This window comes from Stutzerimonas nitrititolerans (genome assembly GCF_003696285.1).
Lineage (GTDB): Bacteria > Pseudomonadota > Gammaproteobacteria > Pseudomonadales > Pseudomonadaceae > Stutzerimonas > Stutzerimonas nitrititolerans.
The window spans coordinates 343,459-364,577 of the sequence record NZ_RFFL01000003.1; the positions used below are offsets into that span (position 1 = coordinate 343,459).

Annotated in this window: 17 protein-coding genes and 3 pseudogenes; 11 read left to right on the forward strand and 9 right to left on the reverse strand. The window is 56.3% G+C overall.

Features of this window, described 5'->3' with window-relative positions:
- Positions 1–24: 24 nt before the first annotated feature.
- Positions 25–255 carry a helix-turn-helix domain-containing protein gene (locus tag EA795_RS05505; protein ID WP_048329181.1) on the forward strand — a complete coding sequence of 77 codons (231 nt, stop codon included), beginning with the start codon at positions 25–27 and terminating at the stop codon, positions 253–255.
- Positions 256–335: 80 nt separating this feature from the next.
- Here the strand turns inward: EA795_RS05505 and EA795_RS05510 are convergent, their stop codons facing one another.
- Positions 336–1,325, reverse strand: coding sequence for a DNA-binding protein (locus EA795_RS05510; RefSeq protein ID WP_048329180.1), 990 nt, complete (start codon positions 1,323–1,325; stop codon positions 336–338).
- Positions 1,326–1,504: 179 nt separating this feature from the next.
- Between EA795_RS05510 and EA795_RS05515 the strand changes: the two genes are divergently transcribed.
- The 4 genes from EA795_RS05515 to EA795_RS05530 are packed head-to-tail and all read left to right on the forward strand — an operon-like array spanning position 1,505 to position 5,267.
- Entirely contained in the window at positions 1,505–2,476 is a 972-nt protein-coding gene (locus tag EA795_RS05515) for a site-specific integrase (protein ID WP_048329179.1), read from the forward strand.
- Between the two features lie 29 nt (positions 2,477–2,505).
- Positions 2,506–3,249, forward strand: coding sequence for a phage Gp37/Gp68 family protein (locus EA795_RS05520; protein ID WP_122076016.1), 744 nt, complete (start codon positions 2,506–2,508; stop codon positions 3,247–3,249).
- A 16-nt stretch (positions 3,250–3,265) separates the two neighbouring features.
- Positions 3,266–4,579: a three-Cys-motif partner protein TcmP gene (locus EA795_RS05525; RefSeq protein WP_048329177.1), complete on the forward strand. Its 1,314-nt coding sequence runs from the start codon at positions 3,266–3,268 to the stop codon at positions 4,577–4,579.
- A gap of 55 nt (positions 4,580–4,634) precedes the next feature.
- Entirely contained in the window at positions 4,635–5,267 is a 633-nt protein-coding gene (locus tag EA795_RS05530; protein ID WP_011914453.1) for an HAD family hydrolase, read from the forward strand.
- A gap of 86 nt (positions 5,268–5,353) precedes the next feature.
- Here the strand turns inward: EA795_RS05530 and EA795_RS05535 are convergent, their stop codons facing one another.
- The gene (locus EA795_RS05535) at positions 5,354–6,244 is read right to left on the reverse strand and encodes a cation efflux transmembrane domain-containing protein (protein ID WP_011914454.1); all 891 of its coding nucleotides are present in this window, start codon (positions 6,242–6,244) and stop codon (positions 5,354–5,356) included.
- A gap of 92 nt (positions 6,245–6,336) precedes the next feature.
- On the opposite strand from EA795_RS05535, the pseudogene cadR reads away from it, so the two are divergent.
- Positions 6,337–6,723, forward strand: a pseudogene (gene cadR, locus EA795_RS21380) (Cd(II)/Pb(II)-responsive transcriptional regulator); the annotation flags it as partial.
- Between the two features lie 42 nt (positions 6,724–6,765).
- Here cadR and EA795_RS21385 read toward each other — a convergent pair.
- The 4 genes from EA795_RS21385 to EA795_RS05555 all read right to left on the reverse strand — a co-directional run bounded on the left by EA795_RS21385 (position 6,766) and on the right by EA795_RS05555 (position 11,013).
- On the reverse strand, positions 6,766–7,083 hold the full coding sequence (locus EA795_RS21385; RefSeq protein ID WP_019405735.1) for a co-regulatory protein PtrA N-terminal domain-containing protein: 318 nt from the start codon (positions 7,081–7,083) through the stop codon (positions 6,766–6,768).
- 240 nt (positions 7,084–7,323) lie between these two features.
- A complete protein-coding gene (locus tag EA795_RS05545) occupies positions 7,324–8,697 on the reverse strand; it encodes a heavy metal sensor histidine kinase (RefSeq protein ID WP_014597623.1) in 1,374 nt (457 codons plus the stop codon).
- On the reverse strand, positions 8,694–9,368 hold the full coding sequence (locus tag EA795_RS05550; RefSeq protein ID WP_020307700.1) for a heavy metal response regulator transcription factor: 675 nt from the start codon (positions 9,366–9,368) through the stop codon (positions 8,694–8,696). Before EA795_RS05550 ends, EA795_RS05545 begins: the two co-directional genes overlap by 4 nt.
- A 325-nt stretch (positions 9,369–9,693) precedes the next feature.
- Positions 9,694–11,013 (reverse strand): OprD family porin, encoded by a 1,320-nt coding sequence (locus EA795_RS05555; protein ID WP_084899568.1) that lies wholly within the window; start codon positions 11,011–11,013, stop codon positions 9,694–9,696.
- 301 nt (positions 11,014–11,314) lie between these two features.
- On the opposite strand from EA795_RS05555, the gene EA795_RS05560 reads away from it, so the two are divergent.
- From EA795_RS05560 to EA795_RS05570, 3 genes are read left to right on the forward strand one after another with little or no spacing between them, the layout of a single operon-like run.
- A complete protein-coding gene (locus tag EA795_RS05560; RefSeq protein ID WP_122076018.1) occupies positions 11,315–12,556 on the forward strand; it encodes a TolC family protein in 1,242 nt (413 codons plus the stop codon).
- 41 nt (positions 12,557–12,597) lie between these two features.
- On the forward strand, positions 12,598–13,905 hold the full coding sequence (locus EA795_RS05565) for an efflux RND transporter periplasmic adaptor subunit (protein ID WP_013982155.1): 1,308 nt from the start codon (positions 12,598–12,600) through the stop codon (positions 13,903–13,905).
- A gap of 19 nt (positions 13,906–13,924) precedes the next feature.
- Positions 13,925–17,089 carry a CusA/CzcA family heavy metal efflux RND transporter gene (locus EA795_RS05570; RefSeq protein WP_020307698.1) on the forward strand — a complete coding sequence of 1,055 codons (3,165 nt, stop codon included), beginning with the start codon at positions 13,925–13,927 and terminating at the stop codon, positions 17,087–17,089.
- A gap of 226 nt (positions 17,090–17,315) precedes the next feature.
- Here EA795_RS05570 and EA795_RS05575 read toward each other — a convergent pair whose 3' ends face one another.
- The gene (locus EA795_RS05575) at positions 17,316–17,546 is read right to left on the reverse strand and encodes a hypothetical protein (RefSeq protein WP_003282470.1); all 231 of its coding nucleotides are present in this window, start codon (positions 17,544–17,546) and stop codon (positions 17,316–17,318) included.
- A 400-nt stretch (positions 17,547–17,946) separates the two neighbouring features.
- On the opposite strand from EA795_RS05575, the gene EA795_RS05580 reads away from it, so the two are divergent.
- Positions 17,947–18,867, forward strand: coding sequence for a cation diffusion facilitator family transporter (locus EA795_RS05580; RefSeq protein WP_037004926.1), 921 nt, complete (start codon positions 17,947–17,949; stop codon positions 18,865–18,867).
- Positions 18,868–19,067: 200 nt separating this feature from the next.
- On the opposite strand, the pseudogene EA795_RS05585 reads toward EA795_RS05580, so the two are convergent.
- Together EA795_RS05585 and EA795_RS05590 are read right to left on the reverse strand one after the other, a co-directional pair.
- A pseudogene (locus EA795_RS05585) lies at positions 19,068–19,283 on the reverse strand (methyltransferase family protein); the annotation flags it as partial.
- Between the two features lie 738 nt (positions 19,284–20,021).
- Positions 20,022–20,465: a hypothetical protein gene (locus EA795_RS05590; RefSeq protein ID WP_205891472.1), complete on the reverse strand. Its 444-nt coding sequence runs from the start codon at positions 20,463–20,465 to the stop codon at positions 20,022–20,024.
- Between the two features lie 20 nt (positions 20,466–20,485).
- Here EA795_RS05590 and EA795_RS21390 point away from each other — a divergent pair.
- Positions 20,486–21,119, forward strand: a pseudogene (locus EA795_RS21390) (IS3 family transposase); the annotation flags it as partial.

The following is a 21,119-nucleotide window of genomic DNA, read 5'->3' on the forward strand; positions in this document are numbered from 1 at the left end:
CGTCTCAGCGGAATTGAGACGGTCATGGATAAGTTGGCGAAAGCGTTGGGCGAACGCATCCGAGCGCAGAGAAAGGCCTGCCGGATTTCTCAGGATGCCCTGGCGCTGGCCTGCAGCATCGACCGCAGCTATATGGGGCGGATTGAGCGGGGTGAAGTAAGCATCACCGTAGAGAAGCTGTATCGAATTGCACGCCAGCTCGCCTGTGACCCGGCCTATCTGCTACCTAAACTGTCCGAACTGAAACCAACCTGAATGATCCTGGGTTGAAAGTCGCAGCTGACCGCCGCGCGGCGGGGCAAGTGATCCACGTCCTCGAGTATTGGTTTGTCGATCTAGTCGTCTCGGCCAGCTTTGCTTTTTGCTGGCGGAGCCGATTTATCTACTGCCACGGTTGCGCGCTCGGCATTCCGTGGCTGTCGGCGGGTGCCTTGCCTGGCCTTGGACTTGCTCAAGCGGTCCAGTTCGCCCTGTAGATCCTGATTGCGCTGCTCCAGGACCAGCTTGATGGCTTCTATCGCGCTGAGTTGGCTCTGCAGAGCTTCAAGGGCCAGAGCTTTCTGATCCAGCAGACGTTGCTGGGCCTGCTGATCCTTGTGCAGCTGCCTTGCTTCGGTGAGAAGGCGCGCGTTGTCGCGATTCAGCTGGGTCAGTTCGTCCTGCTTGACGATTAACGTCTGCTGCAGCTGACGCGTTTCCAGTTGCAACTGCTGCACCTGCGACTCGTGTCGACGCTGTTCCTGTTCGCGCTGTTCCTTGCTGGCCTGCCGGTAGTGCTCCAGGGTGTCGCGTGCATGTTGGTGCTTTTCCTCTAGCGAATGGATCTGTGCGTCGCGATCCTGTAGCCGCTCCTCCAGATCGCGATTGGCCTGCTGCAGGCGGGCGTTCTCGACCTCGGTCTGCTGCCGCTGCTCGCGTGCTTGCTGCAGCTCGTGATGAGTCGCCTGAAGTCGTTCGGCGTCGAGGGCAGCCTGACCTTCCAGCTGTTGGATGCGGCTTTCGGCCTGTTGAATCCGCTGCTGGTAGTCGATCCGTTCGCGGCCCAACTGTTCCCGCTCGCCGGCGACGGCGGCTTGCGCCTCCTCCTGCAACTGGTCGGCCAGTTGGCTCACCAGGTTGGCTAATTGCTCGCTCAGCGAAAGCGGCACCGCCCCGCGGCTGCGGTCGGCGGGTTCCAGCTCTTTCAGGTAGCGGTGAATGGTGGTCTTCGAACCGGTATTGCCCAGTTCAACCCGTATCGCATCGATGCTCGGGTGCTCGCCGCGGGCGAGGAGGGCGGTGCGAGCCTTCTGTACCACCGCCTTGTTGATACCGCCACGCGCCATGTAGGCCTCCTACAATTACGTACTGTATTACATACCCTGTATTTACATTCTATGTTTCAGCGAAAGTTTGCACTAGAAGGAAGCTGAATTAAAATTGGATAATCACGAATTATTCAATATGAATGGCGCAGACGGTCGTTCATTGGCCGTTTTGCAGTACATAAAGGGCATCTCAGTCGATGAAAGACGTCGGGCGCTACCTACAAGCCGGTACGCGGGAAAACACCCGCCGCAGCTATCAGTCGGCCATCGAGCACTTCGAAGTGGCGTGGGGCGGCTTTCTGCCCGCAACAGGCGATAGCGTTGTCCGCTACTTGGTGGACTATGCAGATACGCTGAGCGTGAACACGTTGAAGCAACGCTTAGCCGCTCTCGCTCAATGGCATATCACCCAAGGCTTTCCCGACCCAACGAAGACTCCCACGGTGCGTCAGGTACTCAAGGGCATCCGCACCCTGCATCCGGCACAGGTCAAGCAAGCTGCCCCTCTGCAGCTGCAGCACTTGGAGCAGGCAGCTCAATGGCTGGATCAGGAATCAGAGCGAGCTCGGATGCGGGGCGATTTAGCGAACCTGCTGCGCTGTCGGCGCGACATGGCATTGCTGCTGATCGGTTTCTGGCGAGGCTTTCGCAGCGATGAGCTCTGCCGGCTGCAGGTCGAGCATATTCAGGCCGAAGCAGGCGCAGGCATGCGTCTTTTCCTGCCGCAGAGCAAGGGCGACCGAGAAAATCTCGGTACGACGCACTACACGCCGGCGCTAAAGCGACTATGCCCGGTACAGGCCTATCTCGACTGGATCAGTGCGGCAGGTATCGTTCGAGGAGCCGTGTTCCGCCGCCTGGATCGCTGGGGGCATCTCAGCGAGGATGCTTTACACCCGGGTAGCCTGATCAGCCTGCTGCGTCAGATTCTTCGACGCGCCGGGATTTCGGCTGAACTTTATACCAGTCACTCCTTGCGCCGCGGCTTCGCTACATGGGCCACGGCCAATGGATGGGACCTCAAAGGCTTGATGACCTATGTGGGCTGGAAAGACATCAAATCGGCCATGCGGTACATCGATCCCACTATTTCATTTGGTGGCCTGGCGGTCAGGCCCGCTGTTGAATCTAATACTGGCACTTTGACGCAGCTGCCAGCTTCTCACTAACATCGATGCACGACAGGAGTGACGGTGAAATGAGTACGCAGACCAGCATCGAATGGACGGAAATGACCTGGAACCCCATTGTGGGTTGCACCAAGGTGTCGCCCGGATGCAAACACTGCTATGCGGAAAACATGGCCTACCGGCTGCAGGCTATGGGAACGCCGGGCTATGAAAACGGCTTTCGTTTGAGCCTGCGACCGGAGAAGTTGCAGGAGCCGCTACAGCGCAAGAAACCGACCATTTACTTCGTCAACTCAATGTCTGACCTGTTCCATGAGCATGTACCGGACGAGTACATCGACCAGGTATTCGAGGTGATCAGAAAGGCTTCCCAGCACACCTTCCAAATCCTCACCAAGCGTGCCGAGCGCCTAGCCGTGTATTTCAGCAAGCGGACACCTCCAATCAATGCCTGGCTGGGGGTGTCGGTTGAGGACCGCGAATATGGTGTGCCGAGGATCGATTGCCTGCGTCAGGTAGATGCCACGATTCGCTTCCTCTCTGCTGAACCGCTGTTAGAAGATTTGGGTGAGTTGGACCTGACCGACATTCACTGGGTCATTGTCGGCGGTGAGTCGGGTCCCAAGGCCCGCCCGATGAAACAGGAATGGGTCGACAACGTTCATCGCCAGTGCGACGCCTCTGGCTCAGCGTTTTTCTTCAAACAATGGGGGGGATGGGGCGCTGATGGCGTGAAACGCTCGAAGAAAGCCAATGGTCGACTGTTGAACGGCCAGACCTGGGATGGAATCCCGCTGCTCAATCTCGCCTGATACCAAGGGATACCGCATGGCCAAGGATGATGAGAAATACCGTTGGGATTGGGGCACGCAGACCTTCCCGACCATCGATCCGCACAGCAAGATCAAACATCAGATTATCGACGAGTACATCCAGACTTACATCGACGTGCTGATGCGAAATCAGTTGATGCCAGAACTGGGCCTGTCGATCGTCGATGGCTTCAGTGGCGGAGGTATCTACCACGACGGCGCAGGTGGGAATCACTTCGGCTCTCCTGTGATTGCACTGGAGGCGATTCAGGCTTCGGAGGTCCGCAACAACCTGGAGCGCATCAAGCCGCGTCTCATTCGCTCCCAGCACTATTTCGTGGATGTGAAGCCCGAGAACATTGCCTGCTTGCATTCGGTATTGGCCGCGCGTGGTCATGCCCCTCGGCTTGGCCAAGATGTGCATCTGCATAGCGCTGAATTCACAGAAGCATTGCCGACCATCGCTCAAAAGCTCAAGCATTTCGGCAAAGGTGAGCGTGTGCTCTTCCTGCTGGATCAGTACGGCTATGGCGACGTACCGTTCCCCAAGATCAAATGGATTTTCCAGAACCTCGGTAATGCCGAGGTGCTGCTGACCTTCAACGTCGATTTTCTGGTCACTTACCTGGCCGACCGCCAAGCGAATCGGAAGGCCATCGCTAATATCGGATTGGATCACCATGTGCCGTGGAGCATGCTGAAAGAGCTGAAGGCTCATCAGCCGCGCAATTGGCAGTACCTGATCCAGCGTTTTCTGTCTGACGGGATCAAGCAGGAAAGCGGTGCCCAGTACATGACCGTGTTCTTCATTCGCCCTGCTGGCAGCAGCCCGATGGCCTATTGGTTTATCCATCTGGCGAACAACTACCGCGCTAACGATGTGATGAAGAAGATCCACTGGAAATACGGCAACAACTTTTCCCATATGCTGTCGCCTTCCAGCTTTTTCGGCTACGACGCCAATCGGGATATCGCCGTGACAGGTCAGCACGATTTGCTGTTGGATGAGCATCACTTCGACGATGCCACCGATGACCGCATCCGAGGAGAACTTTCAGAGCTCTTGCCCGAACAGGTCTACGAGGTAGAACGGCAACCTTTTTTGGGTCTGATGAGCGGATTGACCAACTACACCATGGCTGACGAGCTTCGCGTAAAGCAGGCACTCGACATTGCTGTCGCGACCGGTGATCTGCTGGCGGTCGACAAGAACGGCAAAACAAGGCGTCGAAAAGGCACAAGCATCAAGTCGACAGATATCCTGATAGCGCCCCCGCAAAGACCCATCTTCTTCGTGCCACCTCTGAAGAAATCCAGTTCAGAAAACTGAGGGGCGGCATCGCTCTTCGGGTGGTCGGTTCGCCTCCAACGGTAGTGGTACTGGCATGATACAAGCAGTAGTTTTCGATGTGTTTGGCACGCTTCTCCAGATAGATGAGCGCCGCCATCCTTTCCGCCAACTGATGCAGCACCTGCGGCTTCAGGGCAGAACACCAAGGCCGGATGACGCACGGACTCTGATGACTCGAAATCTGGGTTTGGCTGGAGCTGCCGATTATTTCGGTGCGCAGTTGAGCAACTCTGAGTTAGCTAGCCTTGAAAGCGACCTTTTCACCGAGCTGGCCAGCGTTCGCCTTTTCGATGATGCGTTGGAGTCGCTAAATCAGCTAAAGAACGCCGGCCTGAAGCTCGCGTTGTGCTCCAATCTCGCAGCCCCATATGCGATTCCAGCCAAACTGTTACTGCCGTCGTTCGATGTTTACGGATGGAGCTTTGAGGTTGGGGCAATAAAGCCTGAGCCTGCAATCTATCGTCAGATGATCGAACAGCTTGGCTGCGAAGCCTCCGCCATCGCAATGATCGGTGACACGTTGCAAGCCGATATGCTTGGTCCAATTGGGCAAGGCATGCGGGGCTACCACCTACAGCGTGAAGGAAAAGCCGATCAGTGCGGCTTCGTCTCGCTGATGGACTTTGCAGCCCACGTTCTGCAATACCCACCATCCGTTAATGGCTAAAGCTGCGTCGCCAGTTCTAGCTGTCGCCGCTAGACCCGGATGGCTTACAGGCATGACGACACCCTTTTTCTGTAACGGGAGCTCCTTCAGCTCTTGAGCGCCAGAATACGCCGAGCGCCGTTGAGAACGATGAATCCCACAACAGTACCGATAATCAGGTCTGGGTAGTTGGATCCACTCCAAGCGACGAGCGCTCCGGCGACTATGACGCCCACGTTGATGACCACATCATTGGCGGAAAATATCCAGCTCGCTTTCATGTGGGCCCCGCCTTCCCTGTGTTTGGAAATCAGCAGCAAACAACCCATGTTGGCGAGCAATGCCAGGAATGCGACGGCCATCATTATCAGCGACTCGGGCTCGCTGCCGAATACAAAGCGTCTAAATACCTCTACGAGCACGCCGAGAGCCAAAATCAGCTGGAGCACACCAGCAAGGTGTGCAGCACGCACCTGCAGGCTGACGCTACGCCCCACCGCATAAAGGGCTAGGCCGTACACTGCCGCGTCAGCGAACATGTCGAGCGAGTCGGCAATCAGACCCGCGGACCTGGCGACCAGACCAGCGGTCATCTCTACCACGAACATGAAGGCGTTGATGCCTAACAGTAAACGTAGGGAGCGGGACTCCTGTGTAGATTCCGCCGAATTCTCGACGGCTTTAATCATCTCCGGGTCTGCAGTGACGGTTTTCTGAAGTGTGGCGCCTAGCCCTAACGCCGCCAGCTTTGTAGTTATGGGCTCAACGGCCCCGTCATGCATGACGTCTAATCGACGGTCCGATAAATCAAAAGTCAGTTTCCGAATTCCGTCCAAACTATTCAGCGCCAAGCGGATCATTCGCTCTTCTGATGGACAATCCATCTTGGGCACGGCGTAAACACTGACCCATTGCCCCGTCGTATCGGAATGATTTTGCACACCGGCATCGGCGGCTGGTGTCGCATCGCAGCCGCAGGGACCATCGGACTTGCTCATGATACGGCTCCACTTGAAATCGAAGATGGGGTCATTAAAAGCCCTATAGCTACTACAAGGTCAATAATGCAGAGCCGATAAGGATTCACACGATGCGCATTGGTCAATTAGCAAGGCTAATAGGGATTGATACACAGACGATCCGCTTCTATGAGCAGCAGGGCTTGCTGCCACCGCCTGATCGCCAGGCGAACGGCTATCGTGTCTACACCGAGAAGCATGGCGAGCGGCTAGCCTTCATCCGGAGCTGCCGAATCCTGAATCTGTCACTTCCAGAGATTCACGCACTCCAACGCTACCAGGATGACCCTCGCCAGCCTTGTACGGCCGTTAATGCCTTGCTCGATGAACACATTTCTCAAGTCAAGTCGCAGATAACCGCTCTGCAGTCACTCGAACGACAACTCGTATCACTGCGGGCTAATTGCAGTGATGGGCGGGAAGTTGAGGCTTGTGGAATTCTCGCTGGCATTAGCGAGGACGCGTGCATTAAATTAATGGCGTTGGGGCTTACTGGCCTGTTAGCCGTTGTTTATACCAACCGGGGCGCTCAAAAACTCAACCGTATGGATCTTCCCATCAGGGGTCTTAACCTTCATCTCGTACGTTTGAACTTTGCCGTTAGTTCTATAGCTCTGAATCATTCCGGTCGTACCGGTCGTCCCTGCAGGTGCTATGCTCAGCACTTTACCTTCTTTAACAAGTATTTTAAGGGTGGGATTTGTTACTGACGCACTCTCAAGGCGCTGCATTGTTAGTTCCCCTCCGTCTTCAGCCATAGCGAGCGAAGAAGCAGCGGCCAGAAAGAACGGCAGGATTACTTTAGCAGGGCGGTTCATTTGTTACCCTCTTGGGTTAGTAGATACCTTTAGATTAAAGGGTTGACCCTTACCAGAAGATGTTCTTCGCATTACAAAGCAGTAATTAACCATCGCTTTCTGCCGATTTGGCTCTGTTTTAAACTCATCGTTTTTGTAGACCATCCCACGCTCGATTAGGCCATGCATGCATTACATGCATGCATTAAATGTATGGCGTTGGTCTGATGGGGAGTGGGTACCAAGCCGTATCACTTTGAATCAGGCGTGCCGAGGAAAGGTGAGTTCGAATGTGGTCCGACCGTCTTTGCTGGCGACGGCCACGTGGCCTTTGTGGAGGTTCATCACTGAACGGACAATAGCTAGCCCCAATCCTGCCCCACGAGGTTGTATGCCGTTAACGCGGTAAAAGCGGTCGAACAGGTGCGGGAGATGATCCGATTCGATAGTCGCGCCATGATTGGTGACAGCCAGCGAGACGATGTCTATGTCCTTCTCAAGTATCTTAATTTCGACCGTGCTGCCAGTATTCGAATGCCGCAACGCGTTGGATAGCAGGTTGGAAATGGCCCGTTGGACCATAAGCCGATTTCCTAGAACTATGGCATCGCCCGTTACCGTCGTTGCGACTCCGGCTTCTTCGGCGAGGACTTCGAGGTATTCACAGACGCGATTCGCCTCACTTCCCAGGGATAGTTGTTCGAGTTTCAGTGCTGGGCTGGCGTGGCTGGCCTGGGCGAGAAACAGCATGTCTGACACGATTCGATCCATGCGTTCGAGCTCTTCGACCGACGATTCGAGCACTTCCCTATATTGCTCCTTGCTTCGCTCACGCACCAATGTCACCTGCGCCTTGCCTATCAGGTTATTTAGGGGAGTCTTCAACTCATGGGCCACATCGTCCGAGAATTGTGACAGTTGCTGAACTCCGTCATCAAGTCGATGAAGCATTACGTTGAGGCTGTGCGCCAATTCCTGAAGCTCTAGTGGAAGCTGATCGCTGCGGATTCGGGGTGACAGATCCTGCGTCGATACCTTTGTCGCCAAGGCCCGAAACTTGCGAAGCGGTCGCAAACCGTTGTTAGCAACTAGCCATCCAGCCAACCCGATCAACATCAGCAGCATCGGCACAGTCACTAAGGCCGAGCGCAGGAATGCAGCCACTAGCAGTTGATCGGCACTGCGATCTTGCGTAAGTAAAAGCGTCATTGGAGCCAGTCCCGGGACCTGTATTTGCTTGCGCCCGGTTAGCATCTGCACGCCGTCTTCCGTGGTCCAGCCTAGGTATTCACCGTCTCTGTTCACAAGATCCATCTGCTGCGGCGCATGGGCGAACCGGCCGATACTAAAAATGGGGGATTTGGCTCTATCGCCGATGACGGTAATCGAAAGGTTGTCATGGCCGAGTACCGTATCGCTCAGTGCGTGTTGCCAGGAGCGGCCCATACGGGCTTTGGTGTCTTCTAGGAGTCCATGATCGATCTGCGAGAGCTTGGCCGTCACTTCCTCCTGGGCGCGCAGTTCCAGTTGGCGCACAAGTACCCAGTAGCTCAGTGCAATCAACAGCGCGACCAAGACGGCGCCGGTCAATGTGATTTGAAGCGCGAGACGCGATGCGAGGCTGAGTGGCTTCAAGGCCGCGCCTCCAGCACGTAGCCGACACCGCGAATGGTGTGTATCAGGCGATCGCCAAAGGGTTCGTCCACCTTCATCCGTAGGCGACGGATTGCAACATCCACCACATTGGTATCGCAGTCGAAGTTAATGTCCCAGACCAAGGCGGTAATTTCGGTGCGCGTCAGCACCTCGCCAGTCCGGCGCATGAGCAGGTGCAGTAACGCAAATTCTTTGCTGGTGAGATCAATACGCTGACCACTCCGGTAGGCCCGATGCCGGCCAGGGTCCAGTTCGAGGTCGGCTACACGCAGGTTGCTTGGAAGTGCGACTGCCTCGCCTCGCCGCAACAGTGTCCGGATACGAGCGAGCAGCTCGGGGAACTGGAACGGCTTGACCATATAGTCGTCGGCGCCCGACTCCAGGCCGCGGACCTTTTGCTCTAAGCGGCCATTGGCCGTCAGCATGATGACGCGTGTCTGCTTACGTCGCCTGATGAGTTCGAGCACCTCCCACCCATCCATGGTTGGCAGATTTACATCCAGTAGCACGATGTCATAGTCGTTCTGCAGTGCCAGGTGAAATCCATCGAGCCCATCATCCGCTCGATCAACCGTGTAACCACATTCGATAAGGCCCTGCTGCAGGTAGTCCGCAGCTTTGTTTTCGTCTTCTACAACCAGGATGCGCATGTTTTCAGGTAGCTCGGCAAGGAGGTAGGGTGCCGGTTAAACGGAACCAAAAATAATCTATGTAGTAACTATAAGGTCAAGACAAAAGCGACCTGGCCCTAGCGTGAAAGACAGAAGCGAAGATCTGCCTAGGGAAGCGCGAAGCACTCTAGCGCCGTAAAAGACCTGCAGGGCCATCTTGCAGATTTGTAATCTACTGGTCATTTGGTTGACTGGCAGCGCAAGGAGGCTCACTCAAGCAAAAAAAGGCGCCCCTATGGGCGCCTGAAACACATCTTCAAACCAAGGGAGCAAAAAACGAAGATGTGGTGTTGCCCGTGGTGCTTCACAGGATCGAGAGCGGGTACTCGGCGATGAATCGAACCTCATTGAGGTCGGACTCGAAAGCAGTCGCCCGTGTTGTAGCCTGGCGCACCCGCAGAGAGAGGTCCTTGAACGAGCCTGTCTGTACAACGTAGCGTGCTTCGACGTCGCGTTCCCAGCGCTTCTGTCCGGACAGAGGCGCGCCGTTATCGTCTTGGCGCATATATACCTCATTTGCGTTGCTGTAATCGGCGCCCCAGCCGCGGGCGTAGCGAGTCATGAACGTAAGCCCAGGTATGCCGTAACCCGCCATGTTCAGGTCATAACGCAGCATCCAGGACTGCTCTTTAGGTGAGTTGAAATCACTGTACTGGATGGAGTTATTCAGGTAGATCGAGTCCGCTTGGCGCAAGTAGTCAAAGTCGTTGTTACCGTTGTTTCGCTGATACGACGCCGTGACGGTGTGCGCGCCGAAGGCGACACCCAGGCTGGAACTCCAGATGTTGTTGTTGAACTCGCCCAGCAGCTCGCGGCCTTCGTCGATTGCCTTGTAGTAATTGAAGCTGCCCAGCAGCGCGACGACATCAGAAAGCGGATAGGTGGCCGATAGACCGAAGTAATGTTGGTTCCAAGCGTCCTTAAGCCGGCTGGTGTACAGACTAAGACTGAGATTTTCGTTCACGCTATAGTCGCCGCCTGCGTAGCCGAGCCAAGGCGCGTCCACGGCCCCGCCGTAGAAGGTGACGAAGTCATCGTTCGTGTTGCTGGTATTGGGCTGGCTCATCGCGTGCAGGCGGCCGCCCTGGAGGGTGAGGTCGTCCAGCGAGTTGTTCACAACGGTGACACCCTTGAAAGACTCCGGCAGCAGCCGTGCGTCACCAAAGTGCACGACAGGAGTAGCGGGAAATACATCGCCTGCCTTGATCTCGGTGCCCAAGAACCGTGCTTTCACGGCCCCCCCTACTCGAGAAAAGTCATCCTCGGCATCGCCGGCGCTATTGTAGGGGAGAAGATCGACGGTTCCGCCAGCACCGGAACGTCCTGATCCAGAATCGAGTTTGAGGCCGAGCATGGCGAAGGCGTCGACGCCGATCCCCACCGAGCCTTGGGTATATCCGGACTCAAAGAATGCCATCAGTCCGTGAGCCCATTCCTCAGAATAGCCATTGCCGGTGGCGCTCCCACCGTCGCGAAAATCTCGGTTGAAATAAAAGTTGCGATTTATCAGCGAAAGCGTGCTGCCTTCGATGAAGCCCTCCGCTGTTTCCGATTGGGCAAAGACCGGGGCGCTGCCCAGTGCCAGTGAAAGGGCTGTAAGTGAAAGGGCGGCCTTTTTGCTCATGATGATGCTCCTGATATACGGCATGTCAGCGCTCGAATGACGCCTTCGCCTTTTTGTTCGAGTGCCGGGCGATGATCTTCCCCTGTAAATGACCGCAGGATTAGCGGTAAATGACGATCTCGTAATCTTGAGCGGTGCAATCGCAGATATTCCTTGGATTACAAATTTGTAATGTCGTAGTCACCCGGCCGATATCCGCGCTTATCTAAAGTCACGCCGCTTAGCCATCAGCTATCTGGCCGGTTTAGTGCGGCTGAGGAAACGCTATCGACGAAGGGGGCACTGCACTGCAGTGTTGCGTATGTATCAAAAGAAACGCTTGTATCTGCTTGCTAGCGGGCTGCTTGGGCTCGGGCTGGCACTAATGTCGCTCGAGGTGGGCGCGCAAGACGGTCTGACACTGGAGCGGGCCGTGTCCCTTGCGTATGAACGCAACCCAGAATTTTCCGCTGCGCGGTCGGAGATCGGCATCGCAAGCGGTCTGCGCCGCCAAGCTGGGGTTATCCCGAACCCGGAATTAGGATTCGAGGTGGAAGACACTCAGTCCGATCGCCAGACTCGCTCAATCACAATCACTCAGCCGATCGAGTTAGGCGGCAAGCGCGGCGCTCGAATCGGTGTGGCGGACGCCAATCGCTCGATGGTGGATGCCGACCTTGACTTTCGACGCCAGGGGTTGCGTGCAGATGTGATCCAGGCTTTCTTCGCCGCCTTGCGTGCCCAGGAGGGCATGCAACTGGCCGAGGCCTCTCTGTCATTGGCCGAGCGGGCTGCTAAGGTCGCCGACGCACAGGTCGATGCCGGAAAAGTTTCGCCAGTGGAGGCGACGCGCGCCGATATGCAACTGGCGACCGTACAACTGGACCTGCGGCGAGCACGCCAGGAATGGGACAACGCTCGACAGATGCTAGCGCGCCTGCTCGGGACCGACGCACCGGAGTTTGGCAGTTTGCTGGGCAGTTTCGAACACCTGCCAGATGTGCCTAGCGAATCTGCATTATTGGCGCGCGTGCGTGAGAGTGCCGATATGCGTAGGGCTCTGCGCCAAGTGGCCTTGAGTGAAGCCGAGCTGGAGCTTCAGCGAAGCCAGCGCTACCCGGACATAAGCGTCAGTATCGGTAGCCAGTACGACGAAATCGAGCGTGAGCGCGTCAACCTCGTCGGCCTCTCTGTTCCGCTGCCTTTATTCGATCGTAACCAAGGCAATGTTCTGGCGGCCGCACGGCGGGCGGAGCAGGCGCGTGATCTTCGTAATGCGGCAGAGCTGCGCGTTCGTGCGGAGATCCAGCAGGCCCTTCGCGACTGGCGTACCGCACGTGCAGACGTCGAGGAAATACGCAACCGGATACTGCCGGCAGGACAGCGAACCGTGGAAGCGGCCACACGTGGTTTCAGTCTTGGCCGCTTCGCGTTCCTCGACGTGCTCGACGCACAGCGTGCGCTGATAGATGCACGCACGCGCTATCTGCAGTCATTGCAAGCCGTGGTCGACGCCTGGGCGCGTATCGAGCGGCTGTACGGACCTACCACTACCTTCGAATGACCGAAACGCCGCCATTACGTATTGGCGGTGGGGGAGCTTGCATGAAAAAACAGACGGGAATCGCTCTGGCGGTCGCTTTGGTACTGCTGACCGGCGTTGGCGTAAAACAGGGCTTCGTTCTTGAGGCGCAGGCCAGCGATAACAAGGCTGAGCACGCCGAGGATGGCCACGCGCATGAGGATGGAGAAAGCGGTCACGAGGAATCTGAGAACGACCATGGGGACGAAGACGGTCATGACGCTGAAGGCGATGGCCACGGCCATGGTGACGAAAGCGGTCATGGCGGTGAGGAGGACGAGCACGGCAACGAAACGCATGCCGAAGGTGAGATTGAGCTTTCCGAAGAGCAGATACGTGCCGCAGGCATTCAGCTAAGCAAGGCCGGACCGGCTGAAATCGGCTCGTCTGTATCTTTGCCGGGCGAGCTGCGTTTCGACGAAGACCGTACCGCACATGTCGTGCCCCGTGTGGCCGGCGTTGTCGAATCGGTTTCGGTCAACCTGGGTGACCAAGTGAAGAAGGGCCAGTTGCTGGCGGTTATCGCCAGCGAGCAGCTGTCCGAGCAGCGTAGTGAGCTGGCTGCCGCCGAGCAGCGCCTCCGGCTGGCTCGCACCTTGTTCGAGCGTGAGCGCACCCTATGGCAGGAGCGTATCTCTGCAGAACAGGACTATTTGCAGGCCCAGCAGAGCCTGCGCGTAGCAGAAATCGACTTGCGTAATGCCCAAGAAAAAACACGGGCGCTGGGCGGCGGAAGTGGCGCAGGCGTAGGCAACCGCTACGAGCTGCGCGCACCTTTCGATGCAGTGGTCGTCGAGAAGCATATTGTGCTGGGCGAGCGTGTGGATGAAACGACCAGCGTCTTCACTCTGACTGATTTGTCGCGGGTTTGGGCCACGTTCAGCGTACCTGCCCGTGATTTGATGCGCGTAACCGTCGGCCGAGAAGTCGAAGTTGTTGCCGGCGAGCTAGGCGTGCGAACAATGGGGAAGGTCGCCCATGTGGGCAGCCTGCTGGGCGAGCAGACGCGTGCCGCGACAGCCCGCGTGACCCTGGCCAACCCCGATGGGGCTTGGCGTCCCGGTCTTTTCGTGACGGTCCGAGTTAGCGCCGACGGACGTAGTGTTCCGGTCACGGTTCCAGTCGAGGCGGTCCAGACCGTCGAAAACGCGCCGACGGTTTTCGTTCGCACGCCGCACGGCTTCCAGGCGCACCCGGTTTCGCTGGGCCAGCGCGACGAAAATCGCGTGGAAATTCGTGACGGATTGCAGGCCGGCCAACAGATCGCGACCGCTGGCAGCTTCATCCTGAAATCCGAACTCGGCAAAGGCTCCGCCGAGCACGTTCACTGATCCTCCGGATACCTAACTCATGTTCGAACGTATTCTTCGCTTCGCCATCGAGCAGCGCTGGCTAGTGCTGCTGGCGGTCTTGGGCATGGCGGGCGTCGGGGTTTATAGCTATCAGCGCTTACCTATCGACGCTGTGCCCGACATCACCAATGTACAGGTTCAAATTAACGCCGCAGTCCCAGGCGCGTCGCCGCTTGAAACCGAGCAACGCGTTACCTTCCCCATCGAGACGGCGATGGCCGGCTTGCCCCACCTGCGCCAGACACGTTCATTATCGCGCTCCGGGTTCGCTCAGATCACCGTAATCTTTGATGATGGCACCGATCTCTATTTCGCCCGGCAATTGGTGAGTGAACGGCTGCAGGCCGCGAGCAACGAGCTTCCGCAGGGCGTGGAGGTCACTCTCGGTCCCATCTCCACCGGCCTGGGGGAAATCTTCCTCTGGACGGTCGAGGCCGAGCCCGAGGCGCGCCGTCCTGATGGTCAGCCCTACACGCCGACCGACCTGCGTGAAATCCAGGACTGGATCATCAAGCCGCAGCTGCGAAACGTTCGAGGCGTTGCCGAGATCAACACGATCGGTGGCTTCGCCAAAGAGTATCAGGTAGCGCCCGATCCGAAGCGCATGGCCGCTTACCGAATCACTCTGGAACAGCTCGTCGTTGCGCTTGAGCGCAACAATGCCAACGTCGGCGCCGGCTTCATTGAGCGTAACGGCGAACAGTTGTCGATCCGCACACCTGGCCAGCTCGGCTCCCCCGCGGACATTGGCAATATCGTCCTGAGCAACGCAGGCGGCGCGCCCGTGCGGGTTCGCGATATTGCCGAAGTGGGGATCGGTCGTGAGCTGCGTTCAGGGGCAGCCACCGACAATGGACGCGAGGTGGTCCTTGGGACCGCGTTCATGCTGGTAGGAGAAAATAGCCGTAGCGTGTCGCAGGCCGTCGCGCAGCGCTTGGAGATTATCAACCAGAACCTGCCAAAAGGCGTAAGCGCGATAACGGTCTATGACCGGACCGACCTCGTAGACAAGGCAATCGCCACGGTTCGCAAGAACCTGATCGAAGGCGCGATCCTGGTTATCGCCGTGCTGTTTCTCTTCCTCGGCAACCTGCGTGCAGCCCTGATCACAGCAATGGTCATCCCGTTGTCCATGCTGTTCACCTTCACCGGCATGGCCACCAACAAAGTCAGTGCCAACCTCATGAGCCTAGGGGCTCTCGACTTCGGCATCATCGTCGACGGTGCGGTGGTCATCGTCGAAAACGCCATTCGCCGGCTTGCCCACGCGCAGGAAAAACATGGCAGGATTCTGACCCGTAGCGAGCGTTTCCACGAAGTATTCGCGGCGGCCAAGGAGGCACGGCGTCCGCTCATCTACGGCCAGCTGATCATCATGGTGGTCTACCTGCCCATCTTTGCGCTCACTGGTGTCGAGGGGAAGATGTTCCACCCCATGGCATTCACCGTGGTAATCGCACTGTTGGGTGCCATGATTCTATCGGTCACCTTCGTGCCCGCTGCTGTTGCGCTTTTTGTCACCGGTAAGGTGCAAGAGAAGGACAACCGCCTGATGCGCGCGGCGCGCAATGGCTATGCGCCCGTGCTCGACTGGGTCATGCGTCATCGCACATTGGTATTCAGTGGCGCCGTCGCTAGCGTGCTGCTGTCTGCCCTGCTGGTGATGCGAATGGGTAGCGAGTTCATTCCGAGCCTTAGCGAGGGTGATTTTGCGCTTCAAGCTCTGCGCGTTCCAGGGACCAGCCTCTCCCAATCCGTGGATATGCAGCAGCGGCTGGAAAAGGCAATTGCCGAGCAGGTCCCGGAGGTCAAGCGTACATTTGCCCGAACCGGCACCGCCGAGATCGCGGCTGACCCGATGCCGCCGAATATTTCGGACAGCTATGTGATGCTCAAGCCCAAGGAAGAATGGCCAGATCCGGACAAATCCCGCGAGCAGCTCATTGAGGACATCCAAAAGGCGGCCGCATCTGTGCCGGGCAGCAACTATGAGATGTCTCAGCCGATCCAGTTACGCTTTAACGAGCTAATTTCCGGAGTTCGCAGCGATGTGGCCGTTAAGGTGTTCGGGGACGACATGGATATTCTCAACAAAACAGCTGATGACATCGCGGCGATATTGCAAGACGTACCAGGCGCTTCCGAAGTTAAAGTGGAGCAGACGACGGGCCTCCCATTGCTGAGCGTCAATGTGGATCGTGACAAGGCGGCACGCTTCGGGCTCAACATCGGCGATGTGCAGGATACCGTCGCCGCCGCGATTGGCGGACGGGAAGCCGGAACCTTTTTTGAGGGTGACCGTCGTTTCGACATCGTTGTTCGTCTTTCCGATACGCTGCGTGCCGATCCGGATGTGCTGGCTCGCCTGCCGATTCCGGTGCCAGCGGTAGCGGGTGCTGCCAACGACCGAATCGACTTTATCCCGCTGGCTGAGGTTGCCACGCTGGAATTCGTGCTGGGCCCGAATCAGATCAGCCGTGAGGATGGCAAGCGTCTGGTGGTGGTAAGCGCCAACGTTCGAGGGCGTGACATTGGCAGTTTCGTCCAAGATGCGTCTGCAGCAATCGCTGAACGAAACCCGGTACCGCCCGGTTACTGGACGACGTGGGGTGGGCAGTTCGAGCAGCTGCAGGCTGCCGCCAAGCGCCTGCAGCTGGTCGTCCCACTCGCCTTACTGCTGGTCTTCGTGCTGCTGTTCATGATGTTCAACACACTGCGCGATGGGCTGGTCGTCTTCACTGGCATTCCGTTCGCGCTTACTGGGGGAATTCTTGCACTCTGGCTCCGGGACATTCCCCTCTCAATTTCCGCTGGCGTCGGGTTCATCGCGTTGTCGGGTGTGGCAGTACTCAACGGACTGGTGATGATTGCTTTCATTAAAGGATTGCTAGAGGAAGGCCGGCCTTTATCCGAGGCTGTGCGTGAGGGCGCACTGGTGCGATTGCGCCCAGTCCTGATGACAGCGCTGGTGGCGTCGCTCGGCTTCGTCCCAATGGCGTTGGCCACAGGGACCGGCGCGGAAGTCCAACGGCCTCTGGCGACCGTGGTCATTGGCGGCATCCTGTCCTCGACAGCACTGACGCTGCTGGTATTGCCTGCGCTCTATTACACGGCTCTGCAGCGCCGCATGAAACGCAACGAAGAGGATGAGGACGCGAGCTGATATTGGTTTTCTCCCAACGTAGGCCAGGCTTGATGCTTGGCCTTTTTATGAATATCCAATCGAAGCTTCGAAGGGTCACTGAAAGGATTTGTGGCCCCAATGCGCTGGTAACGACTGACGGGTACGTTATCGAGAAACAAAAAAAGCGCCTCGAAAGGCGCTTAAATACAGCTTTACCAACGGGATTCGGAAGCTATCGGAGGCGAAGATTGTTCGGGTGAAGCGGTTATTCAGTTTTGGATTCTTTCTTTATTTGCATATTGCTCTGATCCGGGCGCGGATTCTTAGCTTCTAGTCCGTCTATTTTTTCTTCACCAGACTCGGTTTCGTGAATCCGTTTTTGTTCTGCACGAAACTTTTCGTTAAATTTCATTGAACGATCGTAGCCGTCTCCTGCATAGGATAATGCGGAGCCGAAGATTACCGATCCAACAATAATAGCTTTCAACAGATTCATATGGGCAGTCCTCGCTAAATTCAAAGTGGCTTGTTGAGCTTTCCCGGTGAGCTCTACAGGTTCTAACGAATTTTGCGCGACTGAAGATAACGGCAGTGTGAGCCAAACATTACATTATTGAAATGTAATCTTCCGCTGTGCAGCTTGAACCACGAAAGATGATGTGAAGATTACAAATCTGTCATATTCAGATCATGACAAGGGTTAGCCAGTTATCGGCGTATTGAAGGCAATGGCGCACGAACTCGGGCGATGATGGTCGGATTTCTGTCAACGGTTTGGAGGCTGTCTCCGTGTCAGACGGTACAAAGGCACTAGTATATTTATTTGTTGCTATAGACGACCGTTTGGCTTCCTGTGCTTAGTCTTTTTTTAGATTTTTAAGGGTGGTTAAAAACCAATGAGCCACGAACATAACCATAACACCGAAGCTATAGGCGATAAGCGTCTAATTGCTGCTATAGGCGTTAACGCCGCATTAACACTGGCACAAATAGTCGGTGGAATACTCTCTGGTAGCTTATCACTCATTGCTGACGCGCTACATAATTTGAGCGATGCCGCATCACTGGTTATTGCGCTGATCGCACGTAAGATCGGTCGCAGACCGCCAGATGCATTTAAAACCTTTGGCTATCGACGCAGTGAAACCATAGCGGCTTTGATCAACTTGGTCACCCTGATCATCGTCGGTCTCTATCTTATTTACGAGGCCATAGGCCGGTTGTTTTCCCCGCAGCCCATTGAAGGTTGGACAGTGGTCGTGGTCGCGGGAATAGCCTTGGTTGTAGATATCGTCACGGCCTTTCTCACCTACACAATGTCCAAGAACAGCATGAATATAAAGGCGGCATTCTTGCACAATGTGTCGGATGCGCTGGCCTCCGTCGGCGTTGTTATCGCCGGGACATTGATACTTCTGTATGGGTGGTACTGGGCGGATACTGTACTGACACTGATGATTGCTGGCTACGTGCTCTGGCAAGGCTTTAGCATGCTGCCTAAAACCATCCATCTGTTAATGGAGGGCGCGCCAGAAGGCGTTTCCGTCGCTGATATAATCAATGTCATGGAACAAGTAAACGACGTCGAGGGCGTTCACCACGTGCATGTTTGGGAAATCGCTGAGCATACAATTGCACTGGAAGCACATGTTGTCATCAAGAAGGCGAGTCTGCCTGGGATCGAACGAGTGAAGACTGATTTGAAACGTGTACTCCATGAGCAATTCAAAATCAGCCACTCGACACTCGAGATGGAGCTAGACGGCAGTGTTTGTCTCGACACCAAGCAGACCGACAATCACTGCAGCGAAGCATAAGCTTACTATGCGCTACAATTAAAACAAGGTATTAACAGAGCGAATAGCCGAATATCACTTATTGGCGCTATGCCCTCGACCTGCGACATATTTCAGGTATATAGATAAGCAGCTCGTCACGATAAAATTCAGCTAACTCAAGTGCACCTGCCGCAGGCTGACGCGATAGCAAGTCTCCTAGCCACTACCACTGACAACGCTCAGATCCAGCGGCGGACGCGGGCGCGGTAGCGAACGAATGATTCGCCGAACAGCGCCTCTAGCGCCCACTCTTCGGGTGCGATCTGGAAACGGTTCATGTACAGCACGAAGGCAACCACGCCCAGCAGGGTTAGAGGCGAGCCCAGGGCCAGCGCCCAAGCTGCTAGGATGATGGCGAAGCCCAGATACATGGGGTTGCGGCTGTACTGGTAGATGGTTCACCTCGTTGCAGTTTATCGCTTAACGGGGTGTCCACTCGTGCTGGGCAAGATCAGAACAGCGTCCGCTCATGTCGGACGTCTTCTGAAGCCATACCAGTTGCTGTATCAATCACGTATAGCCATTGATCCTTGCTCAGCGAACGCGCTCCATTGCTCCCTGGAATACGTCTTCCCCGTGAAGGAAGGCGGTTAGAGGCGAATGGGTTGACCTCGGTTAGATCCTCACCAACGGCATAGACAAAGAGGCATTTGCATACAGATATGCACTTATTAAGGGGCGCCTGAGATAGGCCCAATGGTGGGCCGGATAGCGGAGGAGGGGTGCATCCTGAGGAGGTAGATCGATCGCTTTTGGGATTGTGCCAATTGAAAGGCCGCCAGTCGGCATTGACCATGTAGCTGTCTGACTCATGCGCCATCCGACTGCCAATGCGAGTGAACCGGGTTCTACCCCGTTAGCACGGACACTTTCANCGCGCCCCATGGCCTGACCGATACCCACAAGGATCGCTTCAACCAGGACCTGCTGAACTTCCTCCGGAAGTAGAAGAAACCTCACCGAGCCGACCGTGGCACTTACCACGGTCGGCTTTCTCATGAAAACACCATATATGTCAGCCGAAACTTGAACCGCACGGCTGACGGTTGATATTTCCCTTCGATATCGCTCCGAAACTGTTGTCCGCTTCATACTGAAAGGTGTCGGTACGCGACCTCATTTGTAGCGTTTGTTCACTTTAATCGGCGAATCCCTTCGTCATATTTTCCTACAATACCGTCACGTTTAAGCCGCTCAAGCAATGCGCGATCTGCAGGGGTATTTGGGATGCGCGGCTTGTCGTATCCAACCTCGGTCAGCTTCGGATAGTCGCCGCCCAGCGCCAGCAAGACCGTGAAAAGCTGATCGCGGCTAATCGATGCCAAGTGGGGCTCGAGTAATGGTATAACCTGCTGCGCAGCCACACCTGCCTGCGCCATCTTCAGCACGACTTCTGGCGGAAGTTCGTGTCCATGACAGATGGCGAAACGGGCCAGCTCGTTTAGCCCTCTGGGGCCCGCCACTGCCGCGTACGCTGAGGCCTGCCCAACGATCACAGCCTTGATAGCCGGATCGACTTTATCATTTGTTAGGAGGGGTTCTACCCCATTAGCACGGACACTTTCGAGTAAGCTCACACCGAGCTGAAGGAGTGTTCATGAAGCGCAAGAAATACAGCCCCGAGTTCAAGCGGGAAGCCATCGAGTTGGTTCGTCGTTCAGGGGCGAGCTGTCGACAGGTGGCCCTGGAGATTGGTGTGGCTCCGAACCTGCTCACACGCTGGGTTCGAGAGGCACAGCCAGGCGCAGAAAAGGCCTTTCCCGGAACAGGTAGTCCGCGAGATGAGGAGCTGGCCCGCCTCAAGCGTGAGTTGGCCCGGGTGACCAAGGAACGTGATTTTTTAAGAGACGCGGCAGCGTACTTTGCCAGGGAGTCATCGAGCGGTACACGGTGATCCAGCGCTGCCGCAACGAGTACCCGGTACGTCTGATGTGCCGTTGCCTGAAGGTTTCTGCCAGTGGCTATTACGCCTGGCAGGATCGTGATCCAAGCCCGCGAACTCAAGAGAATGCACGTCTGGTCAGGCGCATTCGTGAGATTCATGAGGACAGCCGTGGCGTGATCGGCGCACCGCGCATGCATGAGGATTTGCTCGACGAGGGCGAAATCGTCAGCTTGAACCGCGTTGCTCGCCTGATGGCGGCTGAGCGAATTCAAGGCTGGCCACGCCGTAAGAGGCGTGGTTTTGGAAGAGTCGCCAGTGGCCGTCCAGCAGGCGTGAAAAACCTGCT

What these genes read in the sequence shown, in the direction of transcription:
- EA795_RS05505 (WP_048329181.1), top strand. Translation starts at nt 25, where the DNA reads ATGGATAAGTTGGCGAAAGCGTTGGGCGAACGCATCCGAGCGCAGAGA.
- EA795_RS05510 (WP_048329180.1), bottom strand. Translation starts at nt 1,325, where the DNA reads ATGGCGCGTGGCGGTATCAACAAGGCGGTGGTACAGAAGGCTCGCACC.
- EA795_RS05515 (WP_048329179.1), top strand. Translation starts at nt 1,505, where the DNA reads ATGAAAGACGTCGGGCGCTACCTACAAGCCGGTACGCGGGAAAACACC.
- EA795_RS05520 (WP_122076016.1), top strand. Translation starts at nt 2,506, where the DNA reads ATGAGTACGCAGACCAGCATCGAATGGACGGAAATGACCTGGAACCCC.
- EA795_RS05525 (WP_048329177.1), top strand. Translation starts at nt 3,266, where the DNA reads ATGGCCAAGGATGATGAGAAATACCGTTGGGATTGGGGCACGCAGACC.
- EA795_RS05530 (WP_011914453.1), top strand. Translation starts at nt 4,635, where the DNA reads ATGATACAAGCAGTAGTTTTCGATGTGTTTGGCACGCTTCTCCAGATA.
- EA795_RS05535 (WP_011914454.1), bottom strand. Translation starts at nt 6,244, where the DNA reads ATGAGCAAGTCCGATGGTCCCTGCGGCTGCGATGCGACACCAGCCGCC.
- EA795_RS21385 (WP_019405735.1), bottom strand. Translation starts at nt 7,083, where the DNA reads ATGAACCGCCCTGCTAAAGTAATCCTGCCGTTCTTTCTGGCCGCTGCT.
- EA795_RS05550 (WP_020307700.1), bottom strand. Translation starts at nt 9,368, where the DNA reads ATGCGCATCCTGGTTGTAGAAGACGAAAACAAAGCTGCGGACTACCTG.
- EA795_RS05555 (WP_084899568.1), bottom strand. Translation starts at nt 11,013, where the DNA reads ATGAGCAAAAAGGCCGCCCTTTCACTTACAGCCCTTTCACTGGCACTG.
- EA795_RS05560 (WP_122076018.1), top strand. Translation starts at nt 11,315, where the DNA reads ATGTATCAAAAGAAACGCTTGTATCTGCTTGCTAGCGGGCTGCTTGGG.
- EA795_RS05565 (WP_013982155.1), top strand. Translation starts at nt 12,598, where the DNA reads ATGAAAAAACAGACGGGAATCGCTCTGGCGGTCGCTTTGGTACTGCTG.
- EA795_RS05570 (WP_020307698.1), top strand. Translation starts at nt 13,925, where the DNA reads ATGTTCGAACGTATTCTTCGCTTCGCCATCGAGCAGCGCTGGCTAGTG.
- EA795_RS05575 (WP_003282470.1), bottom strand. Translation starts at nt 17,546, where the DNA reads ATGAATCTGTTGAAAGCTATTATTGTTGGATCGGTAATCTTCGGCTCC.
- EA795_RS05580 (WP_037004926.1), top strand. Translation starts at nt 17,947, where the DNA reads ATGAGCCACGAACATAACCATAACACCGAAGCTATAGGCGATAAGCGT.